Source organism: Mycolicibacterium neworleansense (genome assembly GCF_001245615.1).
GTDB classification, from domain to species: Bacteria; Actinomycetota; Actinomycetes; order Mycobacteriales; family Mycobacteriaceae; genus Mycobacterium; species Mycobacterium neworleansense.
The window spans coordinates 2,250,309-2,273,251 of the sequence record NZ_CWKH01000001.1; the positions used below are offsets into that span (position 1 = coordinate 2,250,309).

The 22,943-nt window shown below is 66.4% G+C and carries 23 protein-coding genes; 12 read left to right on the top strand and 11 right to left on the bottom strand.

Translation table 11 applies throughout. The features are described 5' to 3' along the window. Nucleotides 1-33 precede the first annotated feature (33 nt). The 4 genes from nrdE to BN2156_RS10660 all read right to left on the bottom strand — a co-directional run bounded on the left by nrdE (nucleotide 34) and on the right by BN2156_RS10660 (nucleotide 3,941). A complete protein-coding gene (gene nrdE, locus BN2156_RS10645; protein ID WP_083209154.1) occupies nucleotides 34-2,202 on the bottom strand; it encodes a class 1b ribonucleoside-diphosphate reductase subunit alpha in 2,169 nt (722 codons plus the stop codon). Next, nucleotides 2,169-2,621, bottom strand: coding sequence for a class Ib ribonucleoside-diphosphate reductase assembly flavoprotein NrdI (gene nrdI, locus BN2156_RS10650; RefSeq protein WP_090513250.1), 453 nt, complete (start codon nucleotides 2,619-2,621; stop codon nucleotides 2,169-2,171). Before nrdI ends, nrdE begins: the two co-directional genes overlap by 34 nt. 36 nt (nucleotides 2,622-2,657) lie before the next feature. After that, nucleotides 2,658-2,897 carry a redoxin NrdH gene (locus BN2156_RS10655; protein ID WP_090513252.1) on the bottom strand — a complete coding sequence of 80 codons (240 nt, stop codon included), beginning with the start codon at nucleotides 2,895-2,897 and terminating at the stop codon, nucleotides 2,658-2,660. Between the two features lie 501 nt (nucleotides 2,898-3,398). Continuing rightward, nucleotides 3,399-3,941 carry an NAD(P)H-dependent oxidoreductase gene (locus BN2156_RS10660; protein WP_090513255.1) on the bottom strand — a complete coding sequence of 181 codons (543 nt, stop codon included), beginning with the start codon at nucleotides 3,939-3,941 and terminating at the stop codon, nucleotides 3,399-3,401. 90 nt (nucleotides 3,942-4,031) lie between these two features. Between BN2156_RS10660 and BN2156_RS10665 the strand changes: the two genes are divergently transcribed. The 3 genes from BN2156_RS10665 to BN2156_RS10675 are packed head-to-tail and all read left to right on the top strand — an operon-like array spanning nucleotide 4,032 to nucleotide 6,891. Next, on the top strand, nucleotides 4,032-4,637 hold the full coding sequence (locus BN2156_RS10665; protein WP_235625267.1) for a TetR/AcrR family transcriptional regulator: 606 nt from the start codon (nucleotides 4,032-4,034) through the stop codon (nucleotides 4,635-4,637). A gap of 6 nt (nucleotides 4,638-4,643) precedes the next feature. Further along, nucleotides 4,644-5,708 carry a DNA polymerase IV gene (locus BN2156_RS10670; RefSeq protein ID WP_090513260.1) on the top strand — a complete coding sequence of 355 codons (1,065 nt, stop codon included), beginning with the start codon at nucleotides 4,644-4,646 and terminating at the stop codon, nucleotides 5,706-5,708. Between the two features lie 10 nt (nucleotides 5,709-5,718). Beyond that, nucleotides 5,719-6,891 (top strand): AAA family ATPase, encoded by a 1,173-nt coding sequence (locus tag BN2156_RS10675; RefSeq protein ID WP_090513262.1) that lies wholly within the window; start codon nucleotides 5,719-5,721, stop codon nucleotides 6,889-6,891. On the opposite strand, the gene BN2156_RS10680 is transcribed toward BN2156_RS10675, so the two are convergent. Then, complete coding sequence (locus BN2156_RS10680) at nucleotides 6,888-7,769, bottom strand: SDR family oxidoreductase (protein ID WP_090513265.1); 882 nt, start codon at nucleotides 7,767-7,769, stop codon at nucleotides 6,888-6,890. The two genes, BN2156_RS10675 and BN2156_RS10680, sit on opposite strands and share 4 nt — an antisense overlap. Before the next feature lie 22 nt (nucleotides 7,770-7,791). Continuing rightward, nucleotides 7,792-8,445 (bottom strand): TetR/AcrR family transcriptional regulator, encoded by a 654-nt coding sequence (locus tag BN2156_RS10685; RefSeq protein WP_090513268.1) that lies wholly within the window; start codon nucleotides 8,443-8,445, stop codon nucleotides 7,792-7,794. A gap of 128 nt (nucleotides 8,446-8,573) precedes the next feature. Between BN2156_RS10685 and BN2156_RS10690 the strand changes: the two genes are divergently transcribed. From BN2156_RS10690 to BN2156_RS10700, 3 genes are all read left to right on the top strand, one after another. After that, nucleotides 8,574-10,055 (top strand): cytochrome P450, encoded by a 1,482-nt coding sequence (locus tag BN2156_RS10690; protein ID WP_090513270.1) that lies wholly within the window; start codon nucleotides 8,574-8,576, stop codon nucleotides 10,053-10,055. A 92-nt stretch (nucleotides 10,056-10,147) separates the two neighbouring features. Next, complete coding sequence (locus BN2156_RS10695) at nucleotides 10,148-10,627, top strand: MarR family winged helix-turn-helix transcriptional regulator (protein WP_090513273.1); 480 nt, start codon at nucleotides 10,148-10,150, stop codon at nucleotides 10,625-10,627. Nucleotides 10,628-10,724: 97 nt separating this feature from the next. Next, nucleotides 10,725-11,390 (top strand): nitroreductase, encoded by a 666-nt coding sequence (locus tag BN2156_RS10700; RefSeq protein ID WP_162490850.1) that lies wholly within the window; start codon nucleotides 10,725-10,727, stop codon nucleotides 11,388-11,390. A gap of 4 nt (nucleotides 11,391-11,394) precedes the next feature. On the opposite strand, the gene BN2156_RS10705 is transcribed toward BN2156_RS10700, so the two are convergent. After that, complete coding sequence (locus BN2156_RS10705) at nucleotides 11,395-11,877, bottom strand: 2-isopropylmalate synthase (RefSeq protein WP_090513278.1); 483 nt, start codon at nucleotides 11,875-11,877, stop codon at nucleotides 11,395-11,397. Between the two features lie 189 nt (nucleotides 11,878-12,066). Between BN2156_RS10705 and BN2156_RS10710 the strand changes: the two genes are divergently transcribed. Then, nucleotides 12,067-12,828 (top strand): sulfite exporter TauE/SafE family protein, encoded by a 762-nt coding sequence (locus tag BN2156_RS10710; RefSeq protein ID WP_090513281.1) that lies wholly within the window; start codon nucleotides 12,067-12,069, stop codon nucleotides 12,826-12,828. 14 nt (nucleotides 12,829-12,842) lie between these two features. Here the strand turns inward: BN2156_RS10710 and BN2156_RS10715 are convergent, their stop codons facing one another. Together BN2156_RS10715 and BN2156_RS10720 are read right to left on the bottom strand one after the other, a co-directional pair. Continuing rightward, nucleotides 12,843-13,907: a phosphotransferase family protein gene (locus BN2156_RS10715; RefSeq protein WP_090513283.1), complete on the bottom strand. Its 1,065-nt coding sequence runs from the start codon at nucleotides 13,905-13,907 to the stop codon at nucleotides 12,843-12,845. Nucleotides 13,908-13,936: 29 nt separating this feature from the next. Next, the gene (locus tag BN2156_RS10720) at nucleotides 13,937-14,752 is read right to left on the bottom strand and encodes a class I SAM-dependent methyltransferase (protein ID WP_090513286.1); all 816 of its coding nucleotides are present in this window, start codon (nucleotides 14,750-14,752) and stop codon (nucleotides 13,937-13,939) included. A gap of 163 nt (nucleotides 14,753-14,915) precedes the next feature. Here BN2156_RS10720 and BN2156_RS10725 point away from each other — a divergent pair, with 163 nt between their 5' ends. Continuing rightward, nucleotides 14,916-15,590 carry a winged helix-turn-helix transcriptional regulator gene (locus BN2156_RS10725; RefSeq protein ID WP_090513288.1) on the top strand — a complete coding sequence of 225 codons (675 nt, stop codon included), beginning with the start codon at nucleotides 14,916-14,918 and terminating at the stop codon, nucleotides 15,588-15,590. A gap of 2 nt (nucleotides 15,591-15,592) precedes the next feature. Here the strand turns inward: BN2156_RS10725 and poxB are convergent, their stop codons facing one another. Both poxB and BN2156_RS10735 read right to left on the bottom strand, forming a co-directional pair. Beyond that, complete coding sequence (gene poxB / locus BN2156_RS10730) at nucleotides 15,593-17,329, bottom strand: ubiquinone-dependent pyruvate dehydrogenase (RefSeq protein WP_090513291.1); 1,737 nt, start codon at nucleotides 17,327-17,329, stop codon at nucleotides 15,593-15,595. A gap of 71 nt (nucleotides 17,330-17,400) precedes the next feature. Then, a complete protein-coding gene (locus BN2156_RS10735) occupies nucleotides 17,401-18,168 on the bottom strand; it encodes an SDR family NAD(P)-dependent oxidoreductase (protein ID WP_090513293.1) in 768 nt (255 codons plus the stop codon). A 221-nt stretch (nucleotides 18,169-18,389) separates the two neighbouring features. On the opposite strand from BN2156_RS10735, the gene BN2156_RS10740 reads away from it, so the two are divergent. From BN2156_RS10740 to BN2156_RS10755, 4 genes are all read left to right on the top strand, one after another. Then, a complete protein-coding gene (locus tag BN2156_RS10740; RefSeq protein ID WP_090513296.1) occupies nucleotides 18,390-18,770 on the top strand; it encodes a GatB/YqeY domain-containing protein in 381 nt (126 codons plus the stop codon). 21 nt (nucleotides 18,771-18,791) lie between these two features. Then, complete coding sequence (locus BN2156_RS10745) at nucleotides 18,792-20,315, top strand: ATP-dependent DNA ligase (RefSeq protein WP_162490772.1); 1,524 nt, start codon at nucleotides 18,792-18,794, stop codon at nucleotides 20,313-20,315. A 183-nt stretch (nucleotides 20,316-20,498) separates the two neighbouring features. Continuing rightward, a complete protein-coding gene (locus BN2156_RS10750; RefSeq protein ID WP_090515764.1) occupies nucleotides 20,499-22,805 on the top strand; it encodes a carbon starvation CstA family protein in 2,307 nt (768 codons plus the stop codon). After that, nucleotides 22,805-22,942, top strand: coding sequence for a CstA-like transporter-associated (seleno)protein (locus tag BN2156_RS10755; protein WP_235625268.1), 138 nt, complete (start codon nucleotides 22,805-22,807; stop codon nucleotides 22,940-22,942). The genes BN2156_RS10750 and BN2156_RS10755 overlap by 1 nt, the downstream gene beginning before the upstream one ends. The last annotated feature ends 1 nt before the right edge of the window (nucleotide 22,943 follow it).

The following is a 22,943-nucleotide window of genomic DNA, read 5'->3' on the forward strand; positions in this document are numbered from 1 at the left end:
ATTCCCCTGGCCTGCGACCTGTCTAGAAGTGCGTCACAGCATGCAGCTGACGCAACCCTCCACCTCAGTGCCTTCCAAAGCCATCTGGCGAAGCCGGATGTAGTACAGCGTCTTGATTCCCTTGCGCCAGGCGTAGATCTGCGCCTTGTTGACGTCGCGCGTGTTGGCGGTGTCCTTGAAGAACAAGGTCAGGCTCAGACCCTGATCCACGTGCTGCGTGGCCGCGGCGTAGGTGTCGATGATCTTCTCGTACCCGATCTCGTACGCGTCCTGGTAGTACTCCAGGTTGTCGTTGGTCAGATACGGCGCCGGGTAGTAAACCCGGCCGATCTTGCCTTCCTTGCGGATCTCGATCTTGCTCGCCACCGGGTGGATCGAGGACGTCGAGTGGTTGATGTAGGAGATCGACCCGGTCGGCGGGACGGCCTGCAGGTTCTGGTTGTAGATGCCGTGCTTCTGCACCGACTCCTTCAACTGCTTCCAGTCGTCCTGCGTCGGGATGTGGATCTCGGCGTCGGCGAAGATCTGCCGAACCTTGTCAGTGGCCGGCTCCCACACCTGCTCGGTGTACTTGTCGAAGAACTCTCCCGAGGCGTACTTCGAGTCCTCGAACCCGCCGAAGCTCGTACCACGTTCGATCGCAATGAGATTCGATGCCCGCAGGGCGTGGAACAGCACGGTGTAGAAGTAGATGTTGGTGAAGTCGATGCCTTCTTCGGAGCCGTAGTGGATCCGTTCGCGGGCCAGATATCCGTGCAGGTTCATCTGGCCCAGGCCGATCGCGTGCGAGCTGTTGTTGCCCTGCTCGATCGACGGCACGGACCAGATGTGCGTCTGATCGCTCACCGCGGTCAGTGCCCGGATGGCCACCTCGATGGACTGTGCGAAGTCCGGTGAGTCCATCGTCTTGGCGATGTTCATCGACCCCAGGTTGCACGAGATGTCCTTGCCCACCTTGGAATAGGACAGGTCATCGTTGAACTCCGAGGCGGTGGAGACCTGCAGGATCTCCGAGCACAGATTGGAGTGGGTGATCTTGCCGGCGATCGGGTTGGCCCGGTTCACCGTGTCCTCGTACATGATGTACGGGTAGCCCGACTCGAACTGCAGCTCGGCCAGCGTCTGGAAGAACTCACGGGCCTTGATCTTGGTCTTGCGGATCCGGCCGTCGTTGACCATCTCGTGGTACTTCTCGGTCACCGAGATGTCGGCGAACGGAACGCCATAGACCTTCTCCACGTCGTACGGCGAGAACAGGTACATGTCCTCGTTCTTCTTCGCCAGTTCGAAGGTGATGTCCGGGATCACCACGCCCAACGAGAGCGTCTTGATCCGGATCTTCTCGTCGGCATTCTCGCGCTTGGTATCGAGGAACCGGTAGATATCGGGGTGGTGCGCGTGCAGGTACACCGCACCGGCACCCTGGCGCGCACCGAGCTGGTTGGCGTAGGAGAACGAGTCCTCCAACAGCTTCATGATCGGGATGACGCCCGAGCTCTGGTTCTCGATGTTCTTGATCGGGGCACCGTGCTCACGAATGTTGGTCAGCAGCAAGGCAACTCCGCCGCCGCGCTTGGACAGCTGCAGGGCCGAGTTGATGGAGCGCCCGATGGACTCCATGTTGTCCTCGATACGCAGCAGGAAGCAGGACACCGGCTCACCGCGCTGCTTCTTGCCCGAGTTGAGGAACGTCGGGGTGGCCGGCTGGAACCGGCCGTCGATGATCTCGTCGACCAGCTTCTCGGCCAGCACGGTGTCACCGGCGGCCAGGGTCAGCGCCACCATCACGACCCGATCCTCGAAGCGCTCGAGGTAACGCTTCCCGTCGAAGGTCTTGAGCGTGTACGAGGTGTAGTACTTGAACGCGCCCAGGAACGTCGGGAACCGGAACTTCTTGGCGTAGGCCCGATCCAGCAGGCTCTTGACGAAGTTACGGCTGTACTGATCGAGCACCTCGCGCTCGTAGTACTCCTTCTCGATCAGGTAATCGAGCTTCTCGTCCTGACTGTGGAAGAACACCGTGTTCTGGTTGACGTGCTGCAGGAAGTACTCCCGCGCGGCCCGCACATCCTTGTCGAACTGAATCTTGCCGTCGGCGTCGTACAGATTCAGCATCGCGTTGAGCGCGTGGTAATCCGTCTCGCCGGGCAGCGCGTGCGCGCCGGTGGTTACAGGCTCTGCAGCTGTGACGGTTGGTGGCACGTCTGATCCTTCCAAAAGTCTTTCAAACCCTCGCGGACGGCGTCGACATCGTCCGGGGTACCCATCAGTTCGAAGCGGTACAGGTACGGCACACCGCATTTGCGCGAAACGACATCGCCTGCGTAGGCGAACTCCGCACCGAAGTTGTTGTTGCCCGCGGCGATGACGCCGCGGATCAACGACCGATTGTGCTCATTGTTCAGAAACGCGATGACCTGCTTGGGCACATAGCCACCGTTGTTGATGTCGGGGGTGGCACGACCGCCGCCGTAGGTGGGAAGGACCAGAACATAAGGCTCGTTCACCTCGATGCGGCCGTGCAGCGGGATCCGGGTGACTCGGTCTTCGGGCCACTGCAGCTTCTGGACGAAGCGGTGGGTGTTCTCCGAGACGCTGGAGAAGTAGACGAGATGGCTCATCGTGTTCTCCGTCCTCCCCCGTAGTGATGCCTTCCGTTACGCGCTGGCCGCGACCGTGCTGAGTGTCTTGATCCGATCCGGCCGGAAGCCCGACCAGTGCTCGTTGCCGGCGACGACGACCGGGGCCTGCAGGTAACCGAGCGCCATGACGTAGTCACGGGCCTCGCTGTCGAGGGTGATGTCGACCTTCTCGAACTCGATGCCCTGCTTTTCCAACGCCTTGTAGGTGGCGTTGCACTGCACGCATGCGGGCTTGGTGTACACGGTGACGGTCATCTTCGGTACGGCTCCTCTTGCGGAAAGTGAACAAACTAGACAGGTGACTGGCAACTGATCGGGTCTTACGTTTCGCTTAAGTTCAGCGACCTTCGGGCCGCCAAAATTCCTGCCGGTCGAAGCCGCTCTCCGGCTGGTCCTGAAACCGACTCAGCCGGATTCGCTGCGCTCCGGCCGGCTCCCGAACTGTGGTGGCCTGTCGGTCTCACAGACACTACACCTAGTGGCCGACAGTTCGAAGCCATACAACATGTTCTGAATAACATTTCTGAAATTCCCTGGTCGTAAGCTTGCCAGCAACCACGTTCACGGCGTGTCGCCCTCGACTTGACAGACCGTGTCGCGCCGCACCATCAGATGTAGCACCAGGCACCGACAAGTCCGGGCGCCGCAAAGCGCAAGACCCCCAATAGCAAAGCCGCCGGCCGGGTCGTACGACCCAACCGGCGGCAGGAATTTTGCCGGAAAGCTTCCCGGACGGCAAAACGCGTAGGTGGGCTCTCAGCCGACCTCGACTGTGAGCTTGCCCACAATGTCACGCAGCGCCTCGGCCACCTCAGCGTTCTCCCGCGGATGCTTGTCGTCGAGCGTCTTGGACGGCACCGAGAGCTTGAGATCCTCGACCACGCGCGGCCCGGCGATGCCGAAGGACTTACGCGTCTCGTCGTGCGCCCAGCCCCCGCCGTACTGCCCCAGCGCGGCACCGACCACCGCCAGCGGCTTGTCCTTGAGCGCGCCGTTGCCCCACGGCCGCGACAGCCAGTCGATCGCGTTCTTCAATACGCCCGGGATGCTGCCGTTGTATTCGGGGGTGACGACGAGCGCCGCGTCAGCCTCGGCGGCCGCCGCCCGCAGCGCGACCACGGGCTCGGCTACGTCGTCCCCGTCGATGTCCTCGTTATAGAAGGGCAACTCCCCCAGCCGATCGAAGATCCGCAGTTCCACCCCGTCGGGCGCCTGCTCTACCGCCAGCTCGGCGAGCTGGCGATTGATCGACGCCGCACGCAGGCTTCCGATCAACACCAGCACCTTGATATCGGCCATGCTCTCTACTCCTTAGTTCGGCTCGTCCGATCTTCGCAACGATCAACCGGACTGTGGTCCGATTAATTCCGGCTGAGTTAAAGTGCAGTTGTGGCAGCCTCCGACCGCCCGACCCGGCTCATGGGTATCGATCAGGTGCCACAGGAACGCGGCGATGCCGCCCGGAACCGCGCCCTGATCCTCGCCGCCGCGCGCCGGCTGATCGCCGAACGCGGCCCCGACGCGGTCAGCACCGACGATATCGCGGTTGCGGCCGGCGTCGGGAAGGGAACGCTGTTCCGAAGATTCGGCAGCCGGGCCGGCCTGATGATGGTCCTTCTCGACGAGGACGAGACCGCCCAACAGGACGCCTTCATGTTCGGCCCGCCCCCGCTGGGCCCCGGCGCACCTCCGTTGGAACGCCTGCTGGCCTACGGCGCGGAGCGTCTTCGGTTTGTGCACTGCCATCAGGCACTGCTGTCCGATGCCATCCGCGAACCCGGGCTGCGCTACTCCGGCCCGTTCACGCTGCACCGCACCCACGTCCGGATGCTCCTGGAAACCGCGGGCACCACCGGCGATCTCGACGCGCAGGCCGATGCCCTGGTCGCCCTGCTGGACCCGGACTACATCGCGCACCAGCTCGCCGCCGGCCGCAGCCTCGATGCACTGGCCGCGGCATGGCAGGACACCGCCCGCAAGTTGTGCGGCCACTAGGTAGCCATGACCACCTGGGTGCTGCATGTCGACCTGGACCAGTTCCTGGCCTCGGTGGAGCTGCGCCGCCACCCGGAACTGGAGGGGCTGCCCGTCATCGTCGGCGGCAGTGGTGACCCCACCGAACCGCGCAAGGTGGTCACCTGTGCGTCGTATCAGGCGCGCGAGTTCGGTGTGCACGCCGGCATGCCGCTGCGCACCGCGGCACGCAAATGCCCCGATGCCACCTTCCTGCCGTCGGACCCGCAGGCCTACGACGCGGCGTCCGAACAGGTGATGGGCCTGCTGCGCGATCTCGGCCACCCGTTGGAGGTATGGGGTTGGGACGAGGCCTATCTGGGCGCGGAGGTGAACGATCCGGTCGAGCTGGCCGAGCGCATCCGCACCGTGATCGCCGCAGAAACCGGACTGTCCTGCTCAGTGGGCATCAGTGACAACAAGCAGCGCGCCAAAGTCGCGACCGGGCTGGCCAAACCGGCCGGTGTCTACCTGCTCACCGAAGCGAACTGGATGTCGGTGATGGGTGATCGTCCTCCCGATGCGTTGTGGGGAGTTGGGCCCAAGACCACCAAAAAGCTTGCCACGCTGGGCATCACCACGGTCGCCGATCTGGCCGCCACCGACGCCACGGTGCTCACCTCGGCCTTCGGTCCGAGCACCGGGCTGTGGATCCTGTTGCTGGCCAAGGGCGGCGGCGATACCGAGGTCAGCTCCGAACCCTGGGTTCCACGCTCACGCAGTCACGTCATCACGTTCGCCACCGACCTCACCGAGCGCGGTGAGATGGACGACGCGATCCGTGAGCTGACCCGGCGCACTCTCGACGAGGTGGTCGAGCAAGGACGCATCGTCACCCGGGTAGCGGTCACGGTCCGCACCTCGACGTTCTACACCCGCACCAAGATCCGCAAGCTGGACGTGCCGAGCACCGACACCGACGTCATCACCGAGACCGCACTGGCGGTGTTCGATCAGTTCGACCTGGACCGGCCGATCCGCCTGCTGGGTGTTCGGCTCGAACTGTCCATGGACGAGCTTCACAGCACCCCGGTTGTCGGGACCGACCAATAACCTCGACCCCATGTTGCAGACCATCGCGATCCGCGGCTACCGCTCGTTACGTGAGGTGATCCTGCCGCTGGCCGAACTCACGGTGGTCACCGGCGCCAACGGCACCGGCAAGTCGTCGATCTACCGCGCGCTGCGGCTGCTGGCCGACTGCGGACGAGGCCAGGTGATCGGGTCACTGGCCCGCGAGGGTGGCCTGCAGTCGGTGCTGTGGGCCGGACCCGAGCAGCCGAACGAACAGACCCAGGGCACCGTCCGGACCCGCCCGGTATCTCTCGAATTGGGCTTCGCCGCAGACGATTTCGGGTACCTGGTGGATCTCGGTCTGCCGCAGATGGCCGGCACCGGTCCGACGGCGTTCGCACAGGATCCCGAGATCAAACGTGAGGTGGTGTTCGCCGGGCCGGTGCTGCGCCCGGCCTCGACCCTGGTGAGCCGCACCCGCGATTACGCCGAGGTCGCCGCGCAATCCGGCCGGGGTTTCGATGAGCTGACCCGGTCCTTGCCCAGCTATCGCAGCGTGCTGGCCGAATACGCGCACCCGCATGCACTTCCGGAGCTCTCGGCGGTGTCCGACCGGTTGCGCGATTGGCGGTTCTACGACGGCTTCCGGGTCGACGCCGGCGCCCCGGCCCGCCAACCGCATGTCGGGACCCGCACCCCGGTGCTCTCCGACGACGGCGCCGATCTGGCCGCGGCAGTGCAGACGATCATCGAGGCCGGCTTCGACGATCTCGCCCGCGCGGTGGCCGAGGCGTTTGACGGCGCCACGATCGCGGTTGCCGTCAACGACGGGCTGTTCGACCTGCAATTACGCCAGCGTGGCATGCTGCGCCCGCTGCGGGCGGCCGAATTGTCCGACGGCACATTGCGTTTCCTGTTGTGGGCCACGGCGCTGGCCAGCCCGCGGCCGCCGTCGCTGATGGTGCTCAACGAGCCGGAGACCTCGTTGCACCCCGATCTGGTCCGGCCGCTGGCGTCGCTCATCAAAGCCGCGACGAAACAGTCCCAGGTGGTGGTGGTGACACACTCGCACGCCCTGCTGGACTTCCTGGACACCGCACCGGCGGCCGACGAGGAGCGGGGCGCCGCGATCGAGGTCGAGCTCTACAAAGAGTTGGGAGAAACGAAGGTCACCGGCTTCGGCATGCTCAACACGCCGTCCTGGCATTGGGGAAAGCGCTAGCGCTGCGCGGCTTTCGGTCGCAGTGCCCGGCTGAACAGCACGTTGACCTGGCGCATCGCCACACTGTAGGGCCACCACGCCACGCGCTTGAACGCGTACAGGGCACGGATGTCCGACGAGGTGTAGATCAGGAAGCGGTTGCGCGCCATCCCGGCCAGGATCTTGGCGGCGGCCTTCTCCGGTGAGATGGCGTGGCCGGCGAAGCGGTCCACCCACTTCTGCACGTTCGGATCTTCCCGGTCCACCCCGGCGATCTGAACGGTCTGCACCAGACCGGTTTTCACCGCACCGGGCACGACGACCGAGACCCCGATGCGGTGCCGGGCCAGGTCGAAACGCAGCACTTCGCTCAGCCCGCGCAACCCGTACTTGCTGGCGCTGTAGGCACTGTGCCAGGGCAATGCGACGATGCCGGCGGCCGAGGAGACGTTCACCAGATGGCCACCGCGACGCGCCTGCACCATCGGCGGCAGGAACGTCTCGATCACGTGGATCGGGCCCATCAGGTTGACGTCGATCATCGAGCGCCAGTGCTGATGGGTGAGTTGGTCGACGGTTCCCCATGCCGACACCCCGGCGATGTTCATCACCACGTCCATGGCCGCATGCGCCGCATGGATGTCGGCGCCGAAGGCCGCCACCTGGTCGTAGTCGGAGATGTCCAGGGCCCGATGAGCGGGCACCTGGGCGCCCAGCGCCCTCGCGTCGGCAACGGTCTGGGCCAGCCCCACTTCGTCGCGGTCGGTCAGATAGAGCTCAGCGCCGCGAGCCGCCAGGGCCAGCGCGGTGGCTCGGCCGATTCCGCTCGCGGCACCGGTGATCAAACACTTTTTTCCCTGAAAGTCCGACCGACCGTTACCCGCGGTATCACTCCCCATAGCGGTGACCTTACCTGTGGCGCTAGCCCTCTTGGCCACCCCACAGTGCGTTGAGCCACAGTCGCTCGACCACGTCGAGCGCACGTGCCGGGTCGGTGCCACGCCCAACGAAGGCCGAGTCGTGAGACAGCGTCATCGCGGTGGTCGCCACCAGGGTGCGTACCAGCGCGGGGAGGTCGTCGGAGATCGGGCGGGCACCCGAGTCCTGTTCGACGAGGCCGACGATCTGGCCGATCACCGCGTCCTCGTAGTCGTTCATCAGTTCGCGGATCTGGGCGTCGGTGTTCTGCGCGACGGTGCAGGCCGACATGATCGGGTCGTTGGTGGCGAAAACGGTGGCTGCGCTGCCGACCATCCGCTTGGCGAAGGCGGCCGGGGTTTCACCTGCATCCCGGGGCGCGTAGTTGTGCGTCAACGCGGCGAGTTCTTCCATCGCGTCGGACACGATCACCGCCAGCACGGCGTACTTCGAATCGAAGTAGAAGTAGAAGCCCGACCGGGCCACTCCGGCGCGTTCGCTGATGGTGCTCACCGACAAATCGGCGAACGAGTGCTCCTCGAGCAGGTCCCGCACGGCCGCCACGATGGCCTCGCGTTGCCGGTCGCCCCGGCTGCGACGGGCCTGCGGACGCCCGGTGGAGCCGTCGCTGCTCCCCGGTATCGATTCGGCGGTCATGGCATTAGACCTTTGCACCCGCGACGCGCCAGTTCAAAACTTGACATGCGTCAAGTCTGACAGTCAGGATGGCCACAAGTGGTGACATCGACCACACTTCGTCAGGCTTTTATGGTCAGGAGCGGCCCATGGCAACCATCAGCACCCCGCATTACCTGCTCGATCAGGCAAAGCGCCGGTTCACCCCGACGCCGAACACGCTGCCGGGCATGGGGACGCTGGAGAAGCGTCTCAAGGCCAAGCAGTGGGACCAGTTCACGTTCGCCGAGCCGCCGGCCGGCAGCGGGCTCAAGCCGATCAGCGGCGACTCCGGTTTGCCGATCATCGGCCACATGATCGAGATCTTCCGCGGCGGTCCGGACTTCATCCTCGAGCTCTACCGCAAGCACGGCCCGATCTACTACGCCCAGTCCCCCGCGCTGTCGTCGGTGATGGCCCTGGGCCCCGACGCCACCCAGGCCGTCTTCTCCAACCGCAACAAGGACTTCTCGCAGCGCGCCTGGGATCCGGTGATCGGCCCGTTCTTCGAGGGTGGCCTGATGCTGCTCGATTTCGACGAGCACATGTTCCATCGCCGGATCATGCAGGAGGCGTTCACCCGCACCAGGCTGACCGGTTACATCTCGCACATCGATTCGGTGGCCTCGAGCGTGCTGGCCAATGACTGGGTGGCCAACGACCCGCGTTTTCTCCTTCACCCGGCGATGAAGGAGCTCACGCTCGACATCGCTTCGGAGGTGTTCATGGGCGTACCGGCCGGCACCGACCGCGCGCTGGTGACCACGGTCAACAACGCATTCACCACCACCACCCGGGCCGGCAACGCGATCGTGCGGACCCCGGTGCCGCCGCTGAAGTGGTGGCGTGGCATCCAGGCGCGCAAGACCCTGGAGGAATACTTCGCCAGCCGCATCGGCGAGAAGCGCCGGTCGGAGAGCACCGACATGTTCAGCGTGCTCTGTCACACCGCCGATGAGGACGGGCAGTCCTTCACCGACGACCAGATCATCAGCCACATGATCTTCTTGATGATGGCCGCCCACGACACGTCGACGTCCACCATGACGACGATGTGCTACCACCTGGCGGCCAATCCGGAGTGGCAGGAGCGCCTGCGCGACGACTCCGCACGCATCGGCGACGGCCCGCTGGACTTCGAGTCTCTGGACAAGTTGGAAACCTACGACCTGGTGATCAACGAGTCACTGCGGATGATGACGCCGCTGCCGTTCAACTTCCGCCAGGCGGTGCGCGACACCGACCTGCTGGGCTACTTCATCCCGGCCGGTACGAGCGTGGTGACCTGGCCGTCGATCAACCACCGGTTGCCGGAATTGTGGACCGACCCGGAGAAGTTCGACCCGGAGCGATTCGCCGAGCCGCGCAGCGAGCACAAGAAGCACCGCTACGCGTTCGCCCCGTTCGGCGGCGGCGCGCACAAGTGCATCGGCATGGTGTTCGGCCAGCTGGAGATCAAGACCGTGATGCACCGGCTGCTGCGCCGCTACAAGCTGGAACTCGCCAGCCCGAATTACAAGCCGAGCTACGACTACGGCGGCATGCCGGTGCCGATCGACGGTATGCCGATCGTGCTGCGCCCGCTGCACTGAGGCAGCCGACCGCATGGCCGGTTATCGCACAGTGGAGCGAATCACCGTGCGATAACCGGCCATTGGGCGTCTTGGGCGTCTAACGTCGCGACATGACCGCCGACGCTTCCAAGGAGGCATCCCCGACTCGGGCCACCGACCGCCCCGGCGATACCTCGCCGTTCGCTCTCGGGCTACTGCTGCGGCGCGCCCACTGGCATGCGGCGGCGGTGATGTCGGAGGCACTGCAACCTCTCGGCATCGAGATGCGCCATTTCGCGGTGCTGCTGGAGCTGGTCAACCGCGGCCCGACCGAACAACGCGTTCTCGTGGAGGCCACCGGCTCCGACAAGTCCGCGATCATGCGCGTCATCGACGACCTGGAAAACAAGGGCCTGGCGGTGCGTAAACCGGTTCCGGGTGACCGTCGGGTGCGTGCGGTCGAGATCACCCGCAAGGGCCTCGAACTTTTCGATGCGGCACACGTGGCCGCGGAGCCGCTGGCCGAGCAACTGGTGTCCACGTTGCGGCCTGGCGAGGTCGAACAGTTGAAGCGGCTTCTCATCCGGTTCAGTCCCCAGCCGGAGTCGTAGCAGGCACGTGTGCCCCCTGAGGGAATATTCTCGACCTTTATCGTCTTGAATAAGATAGTCGCAAACGCGACAAACTTGCTCCGGGAGGCACCCGATGATGGACGTCTATGACGCGGTCACCAGCCGAAGGGCGGTGCGCGGATTCACTGATCAGCCAGTACCGGCAGCGGTGCTGCACCGCGTGCTGACGGCCGCCACCTGGTCGCCGTCCGGCTCGAACATCCAGCCGTGGACCATCTACGTGGTCACCGGCGCGCCGTTGGCCGGGCTCAAGAAGCGGGCCACCGAACGTGTCGCCACCGGCGTCGCGTGGGACGAGCGCGAATACGACATGTACCCCGACGACATGAAGGCGTTGTACCGCGACCGTCGCGCCGCCTTCGGCAAGGAGCGCTACAGCGCCCTCGGCGTCGCCCGAGATGACTGGGAAGCCCGTCAACGCGCCGCGATCGCCAACTGGGACTGTTTCGGTGCGCCCGCGGCGCTGTTCTGCTACATCGACCGCGATCTGGGTCCGGCCCAGTGGGCCGATGCCGGGATGTACCTGCAGACCGTGATGCTGCTGCTGCGCGCCGAAGGTCTGCACAGCTGTCCGCAGATGGCGTGGTCCCAGGTTCACCGCACTGTCGCCGACATCCTCTCGCCCCCGCCCGAACTCACCTTGTTCTGCGGGATGTCGATCGGCTACGAGGACCCCGCGGTCAGCTACATCCGCACCGGCCGCGCGCCGTTGAGCGATACCGTCACCTTCGTCGACGGCTGACGGCTCAGGCTGCTGTCATCAGCCGGTTGGCGCAGGCGATCACCGCGGACAGCGCCGATTGCACCGGGTCGGCGGACAACCCCATCGCCCACTGGCGGTGCAGGCCGTCGCACCCTTCGATGAAGGTGGCGGTCTGCCCGCCCGTCGGCAGCTGGTGAAACGACGTGGTCTCGACGCTCACACCGCACGCGTGCAGCATCGCGGTCAGCGCCGCCACCGGTCCGCTGGCCGCCGTGGTCGAGGTGGCGACGATGTCGCCGATGGCCAGCGTGGCCCGGTAATGGCGGGCTTGCGGCCCCAGGCCCCGGGAGGCACCGTCGTCGGCGCAGCAGAAGTCCCCGAGCCGCAGCGGTCCCGCGGAAGGCGCGTACTGGCCGAGGAACTGATCCCAGGATGCTGTCTCGCCGGCTTCACGCAGCGCGCGTGGCAGGGGGTTGGTGAAATGGGCGGCGAATGTCGATTGCGGTGCCGATGTGCTGAGTTGCATGTGCCGGTCTTCTCTGGTTAGAGGAAGTGACCGACGAAGTAGCGAACGACCCACAGCGAGGGGTCGGTCTGGTCAGACCCCGCTGCGGGTTGCTACTACGAGTCGCCTTGGCACGTTGGCGATGCTAGACGCAGCCCGCCCGGTCGCGCAAACACTTTGACTCCGTAGTCTCGGCGGGGTGGGAACCGCATGAGTGTCGGCGAGGTGGTTCTGCTTGTCCTCGCCGGTATCGGCGGCGGACTCACCGGCAGTATCGCCGGCCTGGCCTCTGTGGCCACCTATCCCGCGCTGCTGCTCATCGGCTTGCCACCGGTCACCGCGAACGTGACCAACACCGTGGCACTGGTGTTCAACGGCATCGGATCGGTGTGGGGTTCGCGGCCCGAGCTCGCCGGGCAGCGAGCCTGGATCAAACGGATCATCCCGGTCGCGATAGCCGGCGGCGCCGTCGGCGCGGCCCTGCTGCTGTGCACACCGGCCGAGGGCTTCGAGAAGCTCGTGCCGCTGTTGCTGGCCTTCGCGTCGGCGGCGATCCTGCTGCCGCGTGGCCGCCGGCTGCAGACGCGGGTGGCCGATCATCGGGAACATCGGCTCAAGGTGTTGATGGAGGCCGGGGCGATCTTCCTGATCACCATCTACGGCGGCTATTTCGGGGCCGCCGCCGGCGTGCTGCTGCTGGCCCTGCTGTTGCGGACCGGCGGCGCGACGCTGGCGCATGCCAACGCCGCCAAGAACGTGATCCTCGGTGTCGCCAATTCGGTTGCCGCAGTGGCCTTCATCGTGGTGGCGCCGGTGTACTGGCCGGCCGTCATCCCGCTGGGCGCCGGGTGTCTGATCGGCTCGCGGCTGGGCCCGGTGATCGTGCGCCACGCACCGGCCGCCCCGCTGCGGTTCCTGATCGGCGCGGCGGGGGTGGCACTCGCCGTCAAGCTCGCCCTCGACACGTACTGATCCTTGCGGCGCGCCTATTCGAACGGGTTGTCCCCCTTGGCTACCCGGGTGCCCAACGCGAGAAGGTTCTCCGCCGAGGCGTGCAGTTGTTCGCCGGCGTCGCGGCTGGCCCGGCCGGCCAGGTACCGCGACCAGGTGCCCTCGATGACGATGCCAAGCTTGAAGCAGGCCAGTGCCACATACCAGTCCAGCCGGTCGGTCTGCCGTCCTCCGGCGCCGCGGTAGGCCTCGATGAGTTCACTGCGGTGGGCCAGCCCGCCGAGTGCGGCCAGGGCCGATCCCGCGTTGATCGGGTTGGGATCGTCGGGCCAACACACCAGCATCCACCCGAGATCGAGCAGCGGATCGCCGATCGTGCACATCTCCCAATCGATGAACGCGGCCAGTTCGGGGGTGTTTCGGCGCAGCAGGACATTGTTGAGGTGTGCGTCGCCGTGCATGATGCCCGGTTCGGAATCGGGCGGGCGGTTGTCCTCCAGCCATTGCGCCAGCTCCCCCACACCCGCCAGCGACTCGGGCGAGTACTGCTCGTGGCGATAGCTGTCAAGCAGTCCGAGAAACTGCGGAACCTGTCGGGCCAGAAAGGATCCCGGCCGGCGGATGGCGGCCAGTTCACTGTTCTCCCAGGCGACGTTGCCGAGTTCGGCGAGGCTCCCGGCGTACGACAGGCCGACGCGGTAGCGCAGGTCGACGTCGGCTTCATACGCCGGGCTCACGTCGGTACCGGGGTTGAACCCGTCGACCTCCTCCATCAAATAGAACACCACGCCGGTCACCTCGAGGTCGGTGCACGCGGCGATGAACCCCGGATGCGGCACGGCCGAGCCGGCCAGCGTCCGCAGCACCGCGATCTCGCGGAGCATGGTCTTGTCGCTGGTCGGCCGCGGGTGTAAGGGCGGTCGCCGCAACACCATTCGGCGTCCGTCGACGCACATTCCCACCACGATGTTCTGGGTCCCGCCGGTCAGCGGCGCCACGTCGGTGATGGTCGTTCCGATCCGCTGGTCCCGCAGCCAACGCTGGATCGCGTCCTGATCGGCGGCACTGAGCGTGGGCAATTGCGCTACGTCGTCGGGCATGCAGCCATGGTGCCAGCTGTCCTTGCCGCTCAGTGCATGTTCGCCACCGTCAGCAGGTATTCCCATTGCATCGTGGACCCGGTGAGGAACCGGTCTCCGAGCGCGGCGATCTCCGCATCCAGCGCTGCGGTCTTCTCGGCGTCGGCGGCGATGGCCCGGTATGCCGAGATCGTCGGGCCATAGTTGGCCTTGAAGTAGTCCCGGAACGCGGCGCCGTCGGCAAACACGTGGACGTCCAGTTGCCGACGCTCACAGGTCAACTCGTCAACCCGCTCCCCCAACAGGGTCCGCACATGTTCTTCGTCGCCCCACCGCGGTGGCGGGGACACTCCCGGTGGCGGCGCGGGCACGTACGGCTTCATGGTGGCGAACAGCTGCCCGATGAACCCTTCTGGGGTCCAGGCGATCAGGCCGATCCGGCCGCCGGGGCGGGTCACCCGCACGAGCTCGTCGGCCGCCTGTTGGTGATGCGGGGCGAACATGACGCCGATACAGGACAGCACGGTGTCGAAGGAATCGTCGTCATAAGGCAATGCCTCGGCGTTGGCCTCGTCCCAGTCGATCGTCGCTCCGGCTTCCGCGCCGAGTCGTCGTCCCTCTTCGACCAGTTCCGGACACAGGTCGCTGGCGGTCACCTGCGCACCCGTCGCGGCGGCGGGGATGGCGGCGTTGCCAGTTCCGGCCGCCACGTCGAGCACGCGGTCTCCGGGTCCGATGCCGCTGGCCTCGACCAGCACGGGGCCCAGCGGGCGCACGATGTTCGCGGCGATCACCGCGTAGTCGCCCAGCGCCCACAGCGCCCGGTGTTTGGCCTCCAGCTCACGGTCGGTCGTGGGCAGGTTCATGGCGGGACTCCTTTTCGCAGGTTGGGTTCATCGTCGTCGCGCGTGGGCGCCAGTTCCAGTACCAGATCTGTAGCGCCGGTGGTTCAAGATCTGTACTGGCTTCCGGACCTCGACAGCGGTGTACTTAGAGAGCCGCGCACGCTCCCGGGGAGGAAGACCGCCGATGTCGACGTATGGCCAGTTCTGTCCCGTGGCCAAAGCCATGGAACTGCTCGACGAACGCTGGACCTTGCTGGTGGTCCGGGAACTGTTGCGGGGCAGCGCCCACTTCAACGATCTGCGCCGCGGGGTTCCGAAGATGTCACCGGCACTGTTGTCCAAGCGGCTGAAGTCGCTGACTCGGGCCGGGGTGATCGAGCGCTCCGAGATCGATGGCCGGACAAGCTATTCCCTCACCCCGTGTGGTCGGGAACTCGCCGATGTGGTCGATGCGCTCGGGTCGTGGGGGGTGCGGTGGATCGGTGAACTCGGCGAGCAGGATCTCGACCCGCATCTGCTGATGTGGGACATGCGCCGCACCGTTCCGATCGGGGAATGGCCGCGCTCGCGCACCACGGTCGCGTTCGTTCTCGACGGTGCGGCGCCGAAGGCGTCGAGGTGGTGGCTGACGGTCAGCGACGGGCAGGCCGATGTCTGCGATTTCGATCCTGGCCACGAGGTGGCGGGGACGGTGCAGACCGAGCTGCGTACGTTGATCGAGATCTGGCGTGGCGATGTCGGGTGGTCACGGGCGGTGCTCGACGGCAGTGTCGCGCTGTCGGGCCCCGCCGAAGTGCGCCGGGCCATCCCGAAGTGGCTGGGTCAGAGCACGTCGGCCGCGATTCCGCGGCCGGCCTGAGGTCAGTCCAGGATGCGCCGGGCGACGTTGGTGGTGACCAGGTCCAGGAGTTCGTCTGCGCGTCCGGCCAGGATGGTGCGGATCGCGTAGAGCGAGAAGCCCTTGGCCTGCTCGACGGTGATGGCCGGTGGTATCGACAGTTCCTGGCGTGCGGTGAGTACGTCGATGACCGCGGGGCCGTCGTGTGCGAAGGCGTCGGCGATGGCGCGTTCGAGGTCGGCCGGTTCGGTGACCCGCCTGCCGAACACGCCCATCGACTGGGCCACCGCGGCGAAGTCGGGATTCACCAGGTCGGTGCCGAACGTGACGATGCCCGCGGCCTTCATCTCGAGTTCGACGAAGTTCAGTGAGGAGTTGTTGAACACGATGAGCTTGACCGGCAACCGGTTCTGGATCAGCGTCACCAGCTCACCGAACAGCATTGTGAGCCCGCCGTCACCGGCCAGCGCGACGACCTGGCGGTCGGGGAACGCGGTCTGCGCGCCGATCGCATGCGGCAGCGCGTTGGCCATGGTGCCGTGGTTGAACGATCCGATCAGTCTGCGCCTGCCGTTCATGGTCAGATAGCGGGCGGCCCACACCACCGGAGAGCCCACGTCGCAGGTGAACACCGCATTGTCGGTCGCGAGCCGGTTGGCAACTGCGGCAACGTATTCGGGCCGGATCGGGGTCTTGTCGCGATCGTTGACGGCCAGCGAATCGAGGGTGGAACGGGTCTTGCGGTAGTGCCGTAACGACCGGTCGAGATGATCGCGGTTGCTCTTGGGCCGCAGTAGCGGCTGCAGTGCGGCCACGGTATCGGCGACGCTGCCGCGCAGGCCGAGGTCGATCGGGGTGCGGCGGCCCAGATTACGGCCGCGGATATCGACCTGGATGACGGTGGCGCCCTCGGGATAGAACTGCTGATAAGGGAAGTCGGTGCCCAGCATCAGCAGGGTGTCGGCTTCTTTGATGGCCTTGTAGCCCGAGGCGAAGCCGAGCAGTCCGGTCATGCCGACGTCGAACGGGTTGTCGTACTCGATGAATTCCTTGCCCCGCAAGGCATGGACGACGGGCGCCTGCAGGGTCGATGCCAGTTCGATCAGCGCATCGTGGGAACCGGCCACGCCCGCGCCACCGAGGATGGTGACGCGCTCGGCGCTGTTGAGGATGTCGGCGGCACGGCGCACCGACTCGTCGTCGGGTCGCACGATCGATCGGGTGGGCCGCACCGGGCGTGAGGTCCACCCGGTGTCGCCGGCGCGCTGCAGGAAGATCTCGCCGGGGATCACGACGACGGCGACGCCGTTTTCCTCCACGGCCGTCCGCATCGCCATCTCCAGGATGCGGGGCGCCATCTCGGGGGTGCTGACCAGTTCGCAGTACACGCTGCATTCGCGGAACAGGTCCTGCGGGTGGGTTTCCTGGAAGTACTCCGACCCGATCTCGGTGCGGGGAATGTGCGCGGCGATGGCGAGCACCGGGACGCGGCTGCGGTGGGCGTCGAACAGCCCGTTGATCAGGTGCAGGTTGCCCGGGCCACAGCTGCCGGCGCACACCGCGAGCTGGTTTGTCAGCGCGGCGTCGGCGGCCGCCGCGAACGCGGCGGTCTCCTCATGACGGACGTGCTGCCAGGTGAGCTGGCCGCTGCGGCGGATGGCGTCGGTGAATCCGTTGAGGCTGTCGCCGGGAAGGCCGTAGACCCGCCGTACCCCACTCAGTGTCAGTGTGGAGATGACCTGGTCCGCGATGGTCGCCATTACGCCTCCCCGGTATGCGATTCCGGCGTGATCGGTGACGCTGGGCGTCCTCGATCACGCCGGAATTCACTCTACTTGGGGGCGAAGCGCTGCCCGGCGTCCAAACGCAGGCACTGGCCGTTGAGCATGGCGTTCTCGGCGATCGCCACGGCGAGCTTGGCGTACTCCTCGGGCTTGCCCAGACGCTTGGGGAACGCGGCGTCCTTGGTGAGCACCGCGGCGAACTCGTCGGGGATGCCCTCGGTCAGGCCGGTGGCGAACAGGCTCGGGGCGATGGCGAGCACGCGGATGCCCAGGCTGCCCAGGTCGCGCGCCATGGTCAGGCACATCCCGGCGATGGCGGCCTTGGACGCGGTGTAGGCGACCTGGCCGATCTGGCCCTCGAACGCGGCGATCGAGGCGGTGTTGATGATGACGCCGCGCTCCTCGGCCTCGGCGTCGACGGGCTCGTTCTTGCTCATGTGCCAGGCCGCCAGCCGGCTGATGTTGAACGTGCCGATCAGGTTGAGGTCGATGGTGGAGCGGAACGAATCCAGGCTGTGCGGGCCGTCTTTCTTCACGGTGCGCTCGCCGATGCCGCCACCTGCGGTGGTGACGATGATGTGCAGGCCGCCCAGGGCCGCGACGGCTTCTTCCAGGACCTTTTCGGTGCCGTCGAAGTCGGTGACGTCGACGGCGAAGAACGAGCCGCCGATCGCGTCGGCCACTTCCTGGCCCTTGGACTGCGGCCGGTCCAGCACGGCCACGCTGGCGCCGCGCTTGGCCAATGCCTCGGCAGTCGCCCGGCCGAAGCCCGACGCGCCGCCGACGACGATAGCCTTCTTGCCTTCGATCTCCATCTAGCTTCCTTTCCAAAAATGACCGAAATCGTAAAGCAACCTATCCCATGGAGCCTTCCCGTAAGCCTTTCGGGTTCGCCCTTCCGCTCCCCTTGCACCGCGACCGTGCGTGTTTGTCCCCCGACACGCCGCATATCGCCAGCATTCGGCGCACCCTCGCCGCTGCTGAGCGTGCGTAAATCCCTCGACGCCGTCACCGAGACCGAATAAGTTCGCCTGCCATGACACCCGCAGAGCTGTGGCGCGAGAACCTGCGCCGGTCCCTGCTGTCGGCGCGCAAGGCCCGTGACACCACCAGCATCACCGCCATCCGATCGGCACTGAGCGCCATCGACAACGCCGAGACCCCGCTGCCCGACCAGACCGACACCCGCACCGGCGGGCCGATCGCCGGTGCGGTGTCCGGGTTGGGCTCGACCGAGGTGGCCCGGCGGGTGCTCAGCGATCGCGAGATCCGGGGTCTCATCCAGGCCGAGGCCGACGAACGGCTGGCCGCACCAGCCGAATACATCGCGAACGGGCACGACTCCCGGGCATCGGATCTGCAATCGCAGGCCGCCGTCCTGACCCGGCTGCTCGGCCAAACACCGGAGGGTGTCTGACTCCCGTGGCACGCTGAGAATGTGTTGCTCGCCGACGTAGCCGCCGCATCCGCCGATATCGCGGCGGCCTCGGCGCGGCTGGCCAAGGTCGACCGCATCGCGACCCTGCTGGCCCTGACCGCCGCCGAGGGGGACGCCCGCTCGGTGGCGGTCACGGTGGCCTGGCTGTCCGGGGAGCTCCCCCAACGCCAGATCGGTGTCGGCTGGGCAGCGTTGCGTTCACTGCCGGTGCCGGCGGAGACGCCGGAGCTGACGGTTGACGGGGTGGACGAACGGTTCACCCGGATCGGTGCCGTCTCCGGGAAGGGCTCTCAAGCGCTGCGTGCCGAGCTGGTGCACGAGCTGTTCCACGCGGCGACCGAGCACGAGCAGACCTTCCTGCGGCGCCTGCTCGGCGGCGAGCTGCGCCAGGGCGCCCTGGCCGGGGTGATGGCCGACGCCGTCGCCCGCGCTTCCGGCATTCCTGGGCCTGAGGTACGGCGCGCCGCGATGCTCGCCGGTGATCTGCCGGCCGTGGCCGCTGCGGCGCTGACCGGCGGCCGGCCCGCGCTGGCCGAGTTCGCCTTGCAGGTGGGTCGCCCGGTCGGGCCGATGCTCGCGCAGACCGCGACCGGCGTGGCCGATGCGCTCGAACGACTCGGGGGCACAGCCATTTTGGAAGCCAAGCTCGACGGTGCCCGCGTACAGATCCACCGTAAGGGAGCCGAGGTGTCGGTCTTCACCCGCAGCCTCGACGACGTCACCCACCGTCTGCCCGAGGTGGTGGAGGCGACGCTGGCGCTGACGGCTACCGACCTGATCGCCGATGCCGAGGCCATCGCTCTGCGCCCTGACAACCGCCCGCATCCCTTTCAGATCACCGCGGCCCGGTTCGGCCGCAAGACGCCGAACGGTCTGCAACCGTTGTCGGTTTTCTTCTTCGACCTGCTGCACGTCGACGGCCGGGATCTGCTCGACCTACCTACCGAGCAACGCCTGGCGGCGCTGGATGCACTCGTGCCGCGGGACCAGCGCGTCGATCGCGTCGTCACCACCGACGCCACGGTCGCGCAGCAATTCCTGGACCGCACCTTGGCGGCCGGCCATGAGGGTGTGATGGCGAAATCGCCGACGGCACCGTACGAAGCAGGCCGCCGCGGTGCCGGCTGGCTCAAGGTGAAGCCTGTCCACACCCTCGACCTTGTGGTGCTGGCGGTTGAGCGGGGCTCCGGGCGGCGGACCGGCAAGCTGTCCAACATCCACCTCGGCGCCCGTGATCCCGATACCGGCGGATTCGTGATGCTGGGCAAGACGTTCAAAGGGATGACCGACGCGATGCTGGCGTGGCAGACCGAACGCTTCCGCGAGCTGCAGATCGGCGATGACGGCTGGGTGGTCACGGTCCGGCCGGAACAGGTCGTCGAGATCGCTTTCGACGGGGTCCAGCGGTCCAGCCGCTATCCGGGCGGTGTCGCGCTGCGTTTCGCCCGGGTGCTGCGCTACCGCGACGACAAGTCCCCGTCCGAGGCCGACACGATCGATACCGTGCGGACATATCTGGCCTGATTGCCGCAGCCCTGGGAGGCTGCACGGGAGCACGCCCTGGCGCGCGTGGTCGGGCTGCCGCGACTGCTCGAGGACACCGCCCGGCCCTGACGCGGTCGCGATTTCCTGGTTAGGGTTCGGAAACGTTTGGCTCGATGAAAAGATCGAACGACGCGTATCACCATGGGCAAGCGAGGAGAGACCGTGGCAACACCGGATGCCCCACCAGCGGACCGCATCGAGGAGCATGACGGCGACGTCACCTATATCCGCACCGACAAAGACCTTCCGCCGGTGGCGATCATCGACCGCTCGCCGATCGGCGCCAAGCACAAGGCGATCTTCGGGATCGTCGCGGTGCTGGGCGCCATCGCGTGGGCGGTGATCGCCTTCTTCCGTGGGGAGACCGTCAACGCGGTCTGGTTCGTGATCGCGGCGATCTGCACGTACGTGATCGGCTTCCGCTTCTACGCCCGGCTGATCGAGATGAAGATCGTCCGGCCTCGTGACGACAATGCCACTCCGGCAGAGCTTTTCGAAAACGGCACGGACTACATGCCGACCGACCGGCGGGTGCTGTTCGGTCATCACTTCGCCGCGATCGCCGGCGCGGGCCCGCTGGTCGGTCCGGTCCTGGCCATGCAGATGGGCTATCTGCCCGGCACGATCTGGATCATCATCGGCGCGGTGGTGGCCGGCTGCGTCCAGGACTACCTGGTGTTGTCCATCTCGGTGCGCCGTCGCGGCCGCTCGCTGGGCCAGATGGCCCGCGACGAGCTCGGTGTGGTCGGCGGTATCGCCGCCATCGTCGGCGTGCTGGTCATCATGGTGATCCTGCTGGCAGTGCTGGCGCTGGTGGTGGTCAACGCCCTGGCCGAAAGCCCCTGGGGCGTCTTCTCGATCGCGATGACGATCCCGATCGCGATCTTCATGGGCCTTTACCTGCGCTTCTTGCGGCCCGGCCGGGTGTCCGAGGTCTCCCTGATCGGGGTCGCCCTGCTGCTGCTCGCGGTGGTCGCCGGTGGCTGGGTGGCCGAAACGTCCTGGGGCGCGGACTGGTTCACGCTCTCGAAGGTCACGCTGTCGTGGTGCATCATCATCTACGGCTTGGCCGCCTCGGTGCTGCCGGTGTGGTTCCTACTGGCCCCACGCGACTACCTGTCGACGTTCATGAAGGTCGGCACCATCGCACTGCTGGCCATCGGCATCCTGATCGCCCGGCCGGTGATGCAGGCGCCGGCGATCTCGCAGTTCGCCACCAGCGGTACCGGTCCGGTGTTCGCCGGCTCACTGTTCCCGTTCCTGTTCATCACCATCGCCTGCGGTGCGCTGTCGGGCTTCCATGCGCTGATCTCTTCGGGCACCACGCCCAAGCTGCTGGAGAAGGAAAGCCAGATGCGGCTGATCGGCTACGGCGGCATGCTCACCGAGTCGTTCGTGGCGATCATGGCGCTGATCACCGCCGCGATCCTCAACCAGCACCTGTACTTCGCGATCAACGCGCCCACGGCCGCCACCGGCACCACCGCGCAAACCGCTGCCGAATATGTGAACGGCCTGGGCCTGTCCGGTCAGCCGATCACGGCGCAGGAGATCAGTGCGGCCGCCGAGGGCGTCGGCGAACAATCGATCGTGTCGCGCACCGGCGGTGCACCCACGCTGGCCTTCGGTATGTCCGAGGTGCTGCACCAGGTGTTCGGCGGGGAGAGCCTCAAAGCGTTCTGGTATCACTTCGCGATCATGTTCGAGGCGCTGTTCATCCTCACCACCGTCGACGCCGGTACCCGCGTGGCCCGCTTCATGCTCTCCGATGGTCTGGGCAACTTCGGTGGGCCGCTGAAGAAGCTGCGCGATCCCAGCTGGCGGGTGGGCGCCTGGGCCTGCTCGATCATCGTGGTCGCCGCGTGGGGCTCAATCCTGCTGATGGGTGTCACGGATCCGCTGGGCGGCATCAACACCTTGTTCCCGTTGTTCGGCATCGCAAATCAGCTGCTGGCCGCGATCGCGCTGACAGTGGTGACCGTGGTGGTGATCAAGCGGGGCTTGGTGAAGTGGGCCTGGATTCCCGGTGCCCCGTTGCTGTGGGATCTGACGGTGACGATGACGGCGTCGTGGCAGAAGATCTTCTCCGCCGACCCGAAAGTCGGTTACTGGAAGCAGCATTCGCAGTACGTCGCCGCCCAGGAGGCCGGCAAGTCGTCGTTCGGCGCCGCCAAGAATCCTGATCAGATCGACGCCGTCATCCGCAACACCTTCATCCAAGGCACCTTGTCGGTGGTGTTCGCGGTGCTGGTGCTGATCGTGTTCATCGCGGGCGTGGTGATGGCGCTGCAAGCGCTGCGCGGCACCGGCCGGCCGCTGGCTGTGGACGAAGAGGTGCCCTCGCGCATCTTTGCCCCCTCCGGCCTGATCGCCACACCGGCAGAGAAGGAGGTGCAGAAGCAGTGGGACGCCTTGCCCGGAGCACACGCCAGGCCGCACGCCACATCGGGTGGTACTGGTCAACATTGATGGGCGACAACCACTATCGCCGCTATGTGACGCACCGCGAGCGCACGCACCCTGGCGAGCCGGTGTTGTCGGAGCGGGATTACTGGAAGATGCGGCACCGCAACACGGAGGCCAATCCCGGGGCGCGGTGCTGCTGAC